Below are 8319 nucleotides of genomic sequence, written 5' to 3'. Positions count from 1 at the left end.
ATTATCGGTAACGGAGCACAGCGGGCTAAGGACGGGTCGGCCGCCAACCAGCCAGGCGCCGCCGCTCAGCGCGGATACGGCGCCGGGCAGGCGCTGCGGTCTGCCGCGGGGTTGCACAGGCGCACCTGGGCCAGAAACGCCTCCGCCGCGCTCCGCGGGCCGCGGCTGTCGGCGACGAGGGCGTCGGCCTTGCCGGCGGGCAGGCGCCAGGCGCGCTGCACCACATACAGCTGGTCGGGCCCCTCGATGGCCTTCACCACGGCCAGCTCGGCGTAGTTGGTGCCCGGCACCTGGGGGCAGACGAGGTAGGTCTGGGCCACGGCGCCGGCGCTGGCCTCGGGCAGCAGGGTTTCGACGGGGCCGGCGGGCACGCCGCAGCGGCGGGCGCGGACGTCCTGCATATTTTCGAGGAGGCGCAGTGCCTGGCCGGGCTGTTTGCCGGGCGGCAGGCCCTGCACGCCGATCAGCTGCGTCCATTCGCGGGGGTCGTCGCCCAGGGGGACGAAATCGGCGCTCCAGCCACCCTTGCCGCTGTGGTTGGCCACCGGCACCGAATCACCGGGCAGCGGCAGGTTGAGCCAGCGCACGCCGCCGCCGGCCTCTTCGGCCTGTCGGGCGGCAGCGAGTTCGCGCAGACGCCGGTAAGGCGGGTCGAGGACGGCCTGGAACTCGGTGGCGTCGCTGTCGGCCACCACCAGGCGCGAGGCGCCGCGCTCGAAGCGATACCACACGTCATACACCCGGGTCGTGCCGCAGGCCTGCACGGTCCACCGCTCGAGGGCGTGATGGACCCGCTGCGGGCGGGTTTCGATGAGATCGGGGGCGGCCTGCACGGTATCCACCACCTTTACGGCCCGGCAGGGCTTGTCGCCGCGGGCTTCGAGGGCCTCGATGCGGTCGATCACCCGCTGCTGGGCCTCGGCCCGCCGCCAAGCGCCGGCGTGGCCGGGCACCTTGCGGGCATCGGCGGGCAGCGCAGCCACCTGCCCGATGCGGGTGACGAGCTCGCCGGGGAGCGGCCCGACCTCGTCGGCCAGGGCCGGGCCCGCGGCAAGCAGCAGGGCCGCCAGCAGGCGCCTCATCGCCGCGCCCGCGCCTCTTCGAGCTGGCCGCACAGGCGCTCGGCGCCGTCGAGGATGCGCGGGGTATGGCGCTGGATGAGGTCGGGCTGGATGAAGAACAGGTTGCCGCGGGCCACCGCCGGCAGGCGAATCCATTGGCGCCAGTCGTCGAGCCATTCGGGGCGGCCCTCGCCCATGCCGCTGGCGACGATCACCTCGGGCTGGGTAGCCAGCACCGACTCGACATCGACGGTGGGCGCCAGCACCGGCAGCTTGGCGAACACGTTGTCGGCGCCGCACAGGCGGATCACGTCGGAGATGAGGTGTTCGCCGTTGATCGTCATCAGCGGGCGGTTCCAGGCCTCGTAGAACAGGCGCAGCCGGGGCCGCGCCGAATACTTGGCGACGAGGGCCGCGTGGCGCGCCCGGAAGGCCTTGGCGGCGGCCTCGCCGGCGGCGTCGGTGCCGGCCAGCCGGCCAAACTGGGCGAGGCTCTTGGCGACGTCGTCGATGCGCCGCGGCTCGTTGATGAACACCGGGATGCCCAGCGCGCGCAGCTTGTCGAGGTGGGCGTTACGGTTGCCGCTCTTCCAGGCCACCACCAGGTCGGGCTTGAGGGCGATCACCTGCTCCATGTCGACGGCGCTGTAGCCGCCCACCCGGGGCAGTTTTTTGGCGGCCTCGGGGTAGTCGCTGTACTGCACCGCGCCCACCACCCGCTCGCCGGCGCCGGCCGCGTACAGCAGCTCGGTGATGTGCGGCGCGAGGCTGACGATGCGCCGCGCCGGCTGGGCCAGGCGCAGGGCCTGGCCCTGGTCGTCCACGATATCGACGGGTGCGCCGACGGCCGCGCCGGAGACAAACACTGCCGCCAGCGGGGCGACGAAAAGGTGGCGCAGCAGAGCGCGAAATGAGGGCATCGGCACGGGTCTCACAGGCGGGAGAGGGCCGCCTCGAGGCGGGCCCATTCGGTTTCGGGGCCGGGCAGGCCGAAGCGCAGGCCGGCCGGCGTCTCGAAGAGGCGGGTCAGGATGGCCTGCTCGGCCAGGCGGGCGTGGACGGCCGCCGCGTCGGGCAGCGGGCGCCACTGGAACAGCGCAGTGCCGCCCCCGCCGGCAAGGCCGTGGCGGTCGAGCAGCGCGGCGAGGCGGGCGCTGGCGGCATTGAGGCGCTGGCGTGCTTCCGCCTGCCAGGGGCGATCGGCCAGCGCGGCGGCGGTGACGGCCCGGGCCGGCCCCGACACGGCCCACGGCCCCAGGCGGTCAGCCAGCCGGGCCAGCAGGGCCGGCTCGGCAAACACGAAGCCGACCCGCGCCCCGGCGAGGCCGAAGAACTTGCCCACCGAACGCAGCACCACCAGACCCGGCTCGGCGGCCAGGGGCACGAGGCTGTCGCCGGGCTCGGCGTCGAGAAAGGCCTCGTCGACAATCAGCCGGCCGCCCCGCGCCGCCAGCCGCTCCCGCCAGGCGAGGAGCTGCTCGCGGGGGAAGCGCTGGGCGTCGGGGTTGTTGGGCTGGACGAGGAGCAGGGTGTCGGCGGAATCGACAGCCTCGCCGATGGCCGCGGCCGGCAGCGCACACACCTGGTGCTCGCGCCAGGCGTGGGGATGCTCGGCGTAGGTGGGCGCCAGCGTTATGACCCGGCCCGGCGCAAAGCACGCCGGCAGCGCCTGGATCGCCGCCTGGGAGCCGGCCACCGGCAGCAGGCCAGCGCTGCCGTAATAGGCCGCGGCGGCAGCTTCGAGCCCGTCGTTCGACTCGGGCAGGCGCTGCCACACCTCGGGCGGCAGGGCCGGCACCGGGTAGGCGCGGGGGTTGATTCCGGTGGAGAGGTCCACCCAATCGGCCAGCGGGATGCGGTAGCGCTCCGCAGCGGCGCGCAGCCGCCCGCCGTGCTCAAGCATGGGCCAGCACGCTCGCCATCGCGGTGCCGAGCAGCCACAGCCAGGTGCTGTTGTGCACCAGCGCCAGGGCCTTGTCGATGTCGGCGGCGCGGGCCGGCGCGCCGGCACCCAGGGCCGGGCGCTCTTCGAGGTTGCCTTGGTACACCGCCGGGCCGCCCAGGCTGAGGTCGAGGGCGCCGGCTCCGGAGGCCATCACCGGCCCGGCGTTGGGGCTGCCCCAGGTGGGCGCCTGGGTGCGCCAGCAATGCAGCGCGCGGGAGGTGTGGCCGAGCAGGGCGTAGCTGAGGGCGGTGAGGCGGGCCGGCAGGAAGTTGAGCACGTCGTCGATGCGCGCCGCCGCCCAGCCGAAGCGCAGATAGCGCGCGTTGCGATAGCCCCACATGGCGTCGAGGGTGTTGGCGAGGCGGAACAGCAGCGCCCCCGGCCCGCCGAGCAGCGCAAACCAGAACAGCGCGCCGAAGATCGCGTCGTTGCCGTTCTCGAGCACGGATTCGACGGTGGCCTTGGCCACGCCGGACTCGTCGAGCTGGGAGGTATCGCGGGAGACGATCCACGACAGCTTGCTGCGCGCCTCGGCGAGGTCACCCGCCGCCAGCGGCACGGCGATCGCCCGGGCGTGCTCGGCCAGGCTGCGCCCGCCCACCGCGAGGTAGAGCAGGCCGACATCGAGCCCCAGACGCAGCCAGCCACCCTCGGTATGCAGCGAGCCGACCAGCGCCACCCACGGCAGCACCGCCAGGCTCCAGGCCACGAGGCCGACGCCCCGGTTGCTGCCGAAGCGCCGGCACAGGCGCTCGACGGCGGCGGCGTAGCGCCCGAAACCCACCAGCGGATGAAAGCGCCGCGGCTCACCGAGCAGGCGGTCGAGCACCAGGGCGAGCCCCATCGGCACCGCGGCGGAAAACAGGAAGAGAACAAACAAGGCAGACATGGGACAATCGGAAACTTATTGCAATCAACATTGTAAGCCATGCGTCAAGCCCCCACCCTGATGGTTCAGGGCACCACCTCCGATGCCGGCAAGAGCACCCTGGTCGCCGGCCTCGCCCGCCTGCTGGCCCGCCGCGGCGTGCGCGTGGCGCCCTTCAAGCCACAAAACATGGCCCTCAACTCGGCCGTCACCGTCGATGGCGGCGAGATCGGCCGCGCCCAGGCCCTGCAGGCCATCGCCGCCGGCCTGGCGCCCCACACCGACATGAACCCGGTGCTGCTGAAGCCCTCCACCGACATCGGCGCCCAGGTCATCATCCACGGCCGCCCGGTGGCCAACCTGTCGGCGCGCGATTACCACGACTACAAGCCCCGCGCGATGGCCGCCGTGCTCGAGAGCTACGGCCGCCTCGCCGCGGCGTATTCCACGGTGCTCGTCGAGGGCGCCGGCAGCCCGGCCGAAATCAACCTGCGCGACCGCGACATCGCCAACATGGGCTTCGCCGAGACCGTCGACTGCCCGGTGATCCTGGTCGCCGACATCGACCGGGGCGGCGTCTTCGCCCACCTGGTGGGCACGCTCGAGCTGCTCTCGCCCACCGAGCAAGCCCGCGTGAAGGGCTTCGTGATCAACCGCTTCCGGGGCGACATCGGCCTCCTGCAATCGGGGCTCGACTGGCTCGAAGCGCGCACCGGCCGCCCGGTGCTGGGCGTGCTGCCCTACCTGCACGGGCTCTTCCTCGACGCCGAAGACGCCCTCGGCGAAGCCACCGTGGCAAAGCCCCTGCGTGACGGCGAGGCACGCCTGCGGGTGGTGGCGCCGGTGTATCCGCGCATCTCCAACCACACCGACCTCGACGCCCTGCGCCTGCACCCGCAGGTGGATTTCAGCTGGGTCGGGCCCGGGCAGGCGATCCCGCCGGCCGACCTCATCGTGCTGCCCGGCTCCAAGGCCGTCCAGGCCGACCTCGCCTGGCTGCGCGCCCAGGGCTGGGACTCGGCGATCCGCCGCCACCTGCGCTACGGCGGCAAGCTCATCGGCATCTGCGGCGGCTACCAGATGCTGGGCCGCCGGCTGCATGACCCCCTCGGGCTCGAGGGTGTCGCCGGCAGCGTCGACGGCCTCGGCCTCCTCGACGCCGAAACCACCCTCGAGGCCGAGAAGCAGTTGGTCAACGTGCACGGCACACTCGCCCTCCCGGGCAACGCAGCAGTGGCCGGCTATGAGATCCACATGGGCGTGACCCACGGCCCGGCCCTCGCCCGGCCCGTCGCGCACCTCGCCGACGGCCGCCCGGACGGCGCCCTGTCGGCCGACGGGCAGATCCTCGGCAGCTATCTCCACGGCCTGTTCGACCAGCCCGAAGCCCTCGCCGCCCTGCTCGCCTGGGCCGGCCTGCACGACGCCGCCACCGTCGACCTCACCGCCCGGCGCGAGGCCGACCTCAACCGCCTCGCCGACAGCCTCGAGGCCCACCTCGATCTCGCCCGCCTCGCCGCCTGCTTCGGCCCCGGCGCCGCTTTCGACGCCCTGACCACCGCGGCAGGCTTGCTTGACCGCTCCCCCGCCCCTCTCTAACATTCCGCAGATGGACGCCGAACTCGCCTCACTCGAACAGAAACTCGAACAGCTGATCAGCCTGCACGCCGCCGCGCAAGCACGACTGAACAGCCAGTACGCCGCCGCCCGGGCCGAAAGCCAGCGCCTTCAAGACAAGGTGGACGCCCTCGAAGACGCCAACCGCGAGCTCAACGACAAGCTCGGCCTCGTCGGCAGCCGCCTCGAAGCCCTGCTCGCGCGCATCCCGGAGGCCTGATTTGACGCACCTTTCCGTGGTCACGCCACACCTACCTCTTTCCCCGCCCGCTGCCCCCGCGCAGCCGGAGACCCGCTGACATGGAAGCCCTCGACATCAAGCTGCTTGGCCGCGAATACCGGGTCGCCTGCAAGCCCGAAGAGCGTGAAGGCCTGCTCGCCGCCGTCACCTACCTCGACGAAAAAATGCGCGATCTGGCCGTCAAGACCAACTCGGCCGGCGAACGCCTCGCCGTCATGACGGCGCTCAACATCACCCACGAATTTCTGCAATTTCAGCGCTCCGGCGGGTTTGACATCCCCACGCTCAAGCGTAGAATCGAACACATCAAGAGTCGCCTGGACGGCGCCCTGGCAGAGCAGGAAACACTCTCCTAAGGCGGTTCCCCAATCAGGCAACCCGAGCTTCAAAATCCCCTGCGGTGTTGGTTAAGGCTTTAAACTCCTTGAACCAATGTCTTCGTGACATGGGTCGCGGCCCATAGAAACCGTTGGTGTGCGCGCTCCTCGTCGAGTGTGCCTGATACGGAAGGAAAGCGACCTCCCTGAACTCCGGTTCAGGATGCCGGCCTGACGGCACTCGCGGGGGACCCTACAAGTAAAAAAGCGCAGGCCATCGGCTCTGCGCTTTTTTATTTCGCCCGGTCGTCTGGCTGTAATGCGGCCAGCACACCTCACCGGCGCAAGACCGGCCGCACTTCTCTGTGCAGACCAGCACACACCCTCAACCCAAAATCTCCAGCTGCAGCTGAAACCGCCCCAGCCGGATGTGCGCCAGCCGCGAGGCTGGCGGAACACGAGAAACTCAGTCCGGCGCCTTGAAGCCGGCGCCCGCCTTGTTGGCCAGGAAGGCCACCACGCGCTTCAGCTCGTCGTCGGTCAGATCGGCGGCACCACCCTTCGGCGGCATCGCGTTCTTGCCCGCCGCGGCAGACTTCACCAGACCGTCGTAACCCAGGGCCAGACGCGGCCCCCAGGCAGCCTTGTCGCCCGCCTTCGGCGCACCAGCAGCACCGCTGTCGTGACAGGCGGCACACACGGCCGTGTAGATCTCCTCGCCCTTGCGATTGCCCGCAGCAACGGCCGGCGCAGCCGCCAGCGAGACCTGAGCCACCGGACGCACCGCCTCGGCAAGCTTTTCCTCGTCGACAGCGGCTTTCTTGCCGCAGCCCGCAAGCTGGGTGGCGGCAACCGCCACACCGATGGTGAGCGCAATCCGCGCGCAGGAACGAAGGGAGGCAGAGCGACGACTATCCGACATGCTGGAATCCTCGAAAACAGGCACGATTTAGTAAAGGCACGATTATAGCGACGCTACCGCGCTTCTGTCAGGCAAAGCATGGACGCCGCCGCCGTTTCGCGCTATCCTGCGCGCCTTGCAACTTCAGCGTTGCAAGAAACAAATGCGCGCCCGTAGCTCAGCTGGATAGAGTACTGCCCTCCGAAGGCAGGGGTCGGACGTTCGAATCGTCTCGGGCGCGCCAAACAAATCAATGGGTTAGATCGAACAGGTCTAGCCCATTTTTGTTTCCAATCCCCGCCGTGACCATTCTGTGACCAAAACGTGACCAGCCCGTGACTGGTCGCTCGCCCTGGTCTCACCGCTCCCCTTGCTTTTGAGTTGTGCTTCCCGTGACTTGATCGTCAGGGATGTGCTCGACCAGTTGCTCGATACGACAACGGAAGTAGGTACAGAGCTTGTCCAACACATCTCCCGTCGGGTTGTACCCACGGTGGTTGGCAAGCTTGGAGAGGGTCATCCGGTGCACCCCGGTTGCCGCAGCGATCTCGACGAGCGTAACGACCCTGTTCTCCCGGAATTCTTTTTCTGCGATCAGCTCCTTGAGCCTAAACCTGAGCATGACTGTGGCTCCATAGCTGCATGTGATGCGTAAGAGTATCAAAAAAACTTGACAGGCTTCACAACATGCCTACAATGAGCTTTGTGTGATGCTTATACGCATCATACGAACTCAACGAACAACATGAGGTGAAGCCATGGAAAACAAAACCTACCTGACAACCGACGAGTTGTCTGAGCGCATCAAGTACGACCCTCGCACGATCAGAGAACGCCTGAAGGACAGCGTTCTGCTCGAAGGCATCCACTACTTTCGCCCTTTCGGCGGCCGGAAGATTCTGTACATCTGGGAAACGATCGAGCGCGACATGCAGCTTGCGGCCCCGGCCTTCGGCATCCCCATGGCAAACGGAGATGTGTGCCATGGCTAGTATTCAAGTCCGCAAGGAGACAGGCTGCCTGATCATGGACTTCTACTTTCAAGGCTTCCGCTGCCGGGAACAAACCGCCCTCCCCGACACGGCCGCCAACCGGAAGAAAGTCCAGAAGCTCCTCGACCGCCTCGAAGCCGACATCGCCGCCGGCACCTTCGACTACCGACGCTACTTCCCGGCCAGCAAGAACGCCGCCCGCTTCGACACCGCACCGGCGGTCAGCGTTGCCGTGACCGTCACCGCGCCGAGCGTGCCCGCGGCTCCGCCGACGCCCCTCTTCAAGGAGTTTGCGGAGACCTGGTATCTGGAGAAGGAGGTGGAGTGGCGCAAGTCCCACCGGATCACCATCCGCCGGGAGCTCGACAGCCTGATTT

Annotated in this window: 11 protein-coding genes, 1 tRNA gene and 1 other RNA gene; 7 read left to right on the top strand and 6 right to left on the bottom strand. The window is 69.2% G+C overall.

The features are described from left to right. Window positions 1-65 precede the first annotated feature (65 nt). Genes ZRA01_RS19235 through cbiB form a run of 4 tightly spaced genes read right to left on the bottom strand, consistent with a single transcriptional unit; the run spans window position 66 to window position 3895 of the window. Window positions 66-1082: a hypothetical protein gene (locus ZRA01_RS19235; RefSeq protein ID WP_141354992.1), complete on the bottom strand. Its 1017-nt coding sequence runs from the start codon at window positions 1080-1082 to the stop codon at window positions 66-68. Further along, window positions 1079-1981 carry a cobalamin-binding protein gene (locus tag ZRA01_RS19230; protein WP_141354991.1) on the bottom strand — a complete coding sequence of 301 codons (903 nt, stop codon included), beginning with the start codon at window positions 1979-1981 and terminating at the stop codon, window positions 1079-1081. The genes ZRA01_RS19235 and ZRA01_RS19230 overlap by 4 nt, the downstream gene beginning before the upstream one ends. Before the next feature lie 11 nt (window positions 1982-1992). Beyond that, the gene (gene cobD, locus ZRA01_RS19225) at window positions 1993-2964 is read right to left on the bottom strand and encodes a threonine-phosphate decarboxylase CobD (RefSeq protein WP_141354990.1); all 972 of its coding nucleotides are present in this window, start codon (window positions 2962-2964) and stop codon (window positions 1993-1995) included. Beyond that, window positions 2957-3895 (bottom strand): adenosylcobinamide-phosphate synthase CbiB, encoded by a 939-nt coding sequence (gene cbiB, locus ZRA01_RS19220; protein WP_218028764.1) that lies wholly within the window; start codon window positions 3893-3895, stop codon window positions 2957-2959. Before cbiB ends, cobD begins: the two co-directional genes overlap by 8 nt. 39 nt (window positions 3896-3934) lie before the next feature. Between cbiB and ZRA01_RS19215 the strand changes: the two genes are divergently transcribed. From ZRA01_RS19215 to ssrS, 4 genes are all read left to right on the top strand, one after another. Beyond that, window positions 3935-5473 (top strand): cobyric acid synthase, encoded by a 1539-nt coding sequence (locus tag ZRA01_RS19215; protein WP_141354989.1) that lies wholly within the window; start codon window positions 3935-3937, stop codon window positions 5471-5473. 10 nt (window positions 5474-5483) lie between these two features. Then, a complete protein-coding gene (locus tag ZRA01_RS19210; RefSeq protein ID WP_141354988.1) occupies window positions 5484-5711 on the top strand; it encodes a hypothetical protein in 228 nt (75 codons plus the stop codon). A gap of 80 nt (window positions 5712-5791) precedes the next feature. Continuing rightward, on the top strand, window positions 5792-6088 hold the full coding sequence (locus ZRA01_RS19205; protein ID WP_141354987.1) for a cell division protein ZapA: 297 nt from the start codon (window positions 5792-5794) through the stop codon (window positions 6086-6088). A 33-nt stretch (window positions 6089-6121) separates the two neighbouring features. After that, window positions 6122-6303: non-coding RNA, 6S RNA (gene ssrS / locus ZRA01_RS19200), on the top strand. Window positions 6304-6515: 212 nt separating this feature from the next. Here the strand turns inward: ssrS and ZRA01_RS19195 are convergent. Beyond that, entirely contained in the window at window positions 6516-6971 is a 456-nt protein-coding gene (locus tag ZRA01_RS19195; protein ID WP_141354986.1) for a c-type cytochrome, read from the bottom strand. A 146-nt stretch (window positions 6972-7117) separates the two neighbouring features. Here ZRA01_RS19195 and ZRA01_RS19190 point away from each other — a divergent pair. Continuing rightward, window positions 7118-7194 (top strand) — tRNA-Arg (locus ZRA01_RS19190). Window positions 7195-7308: 114 nt separating this feature from the next. Here ZRA01_RS19190 and ZRA01_RS19185 read toward each other — a convergent pair. Beyond that, window positions 7309-7572: a helix-turn-helix domain-containing protein gene (locus ZRA01_RS19185; protein ID WP_141354985.1), complete on the bottom strand. Its 264-nt coding sequence runs from the start codon at window positions 7570-7572 to the stop codon at window positions 7309-7311. 136 nt (window positions 7573-7708) lie between these two features. On the opposite strand from ZRA01_RS19185, the gene ZRA01_RS19180 reads away from it, so the two are divergent. Both ZRA01_RS19180 and ZRA01_RS19175 read left to right on the top strand, forming a co-directional pair. Then, window positions 7709-7942 (top strand): hypothetical protein, encoded by a 234-nt coding sequence (locus ZRA01_RS19180; protein WP_141354984.1) that lies wholly within the window; start codon window positions 7709-7711, stop codon window positions 7940-7942. Further along, a partial coding sequence (locus ZRA01_RS19175; protein ID WP_141354983.1) for an Arm DNA-binding domain-containing protein occupies window positions 7935-8319 on the top strand: 385 nt, incomplete at its 3' end. The genes ZRA01_RS19180 and ZRA01_RS19175, both read left to right, overlap by 8 nt.

Origin of the sequence: Zoogloea ramigera (genome assembly GCF_006539865.1) — a bacterium.
Classification (GTDB): domain Bacteria; phylum Pseudomonadota; class Gammaproteobacteria; order Burkholderiales; family Rhodocyclaceae; genus Zoogloea; species Zoogloea ramigera.
This window is presented reverse-complemented; position numbering and strand designations above follow the sequence as displayed.

Excerpts from the sequence above, each read along its gene's own strand:
- ZRA01_RS19195 (WP_141354986.1), bottom strand. The coding sequence starts at position 6,971 with ATGTCGGATAGTCGTCGCTCTGCCTCCCTTCGTTCCTGCGCGCGGATT.
- ZRA01_RS19235 (WP_141354992.1), bottom strand. The coding sequence starts at position 1,082 with ATGAGGCGCCTGCTGGCGGCCCTGCTGCTTGCCGCGGGCCCGGCCCTG.
- cbiB (WP_218028764.1), bottom strand. The coding sequence starts at position 3,895 with ATGTCTGCCTTGTTTGTTCTCTTCCTGTTTTCCGCCGCGGTGCCGATG.
- cobD (WP_141354990.1), bottom strand. The coding sequence starts at position 2,964 with ATGCTTGAGCACGGCGGGCGGCTGCGCGCCGCTGCGGAGCGCTACCGC.
- ZRA01_RS19215 (WP_141354989.1), top strand. The coding sequence starts at position 3,935 with ATGCGTCAAGCCCCCACCCTGATGGTTCAGGGCACCACCTCCGATGCC.
- ZRA01_RS19210 (WP_141354988.1), top strand. The coding sequence starts at position 5,484 with ATGGACGCCGAACTCGCCTCACTCGAACAGAAACTCGAACAGCTGATC.
- ZRA01_RS19205 (WP_141354987.1), top strand. The coding sequence starts at position 5,792 with ATGGAAGCCCTCGACATCAAGCTGCTTGGCCGCGAATACCGGGTCGCC.
- ZRA01_RS19230 (WP_141354991.1), bottom strand. The coding sequence starts at position 1,981 with ATGCCCTCATTTCGCGCTCTGCTGCGCCACCTTTTCGTCGCCCCGCTG.
- ZRA01_RS19180 (WP_141354984.1), top strand. The coding sequence starts at position 7,709 with ATGGAAAACAAAACCTACCTGACAACCGACGAGTTGTCTGAGCGCATC.
- ZRA01_RS19185 (WP_141354985.1), bottom strand. The coding sequence starts at position 7,572 with ATGCTCAGGTTTAGGCTCAAGGAGCTGATCGCAGAAAAAGAATTCCGG.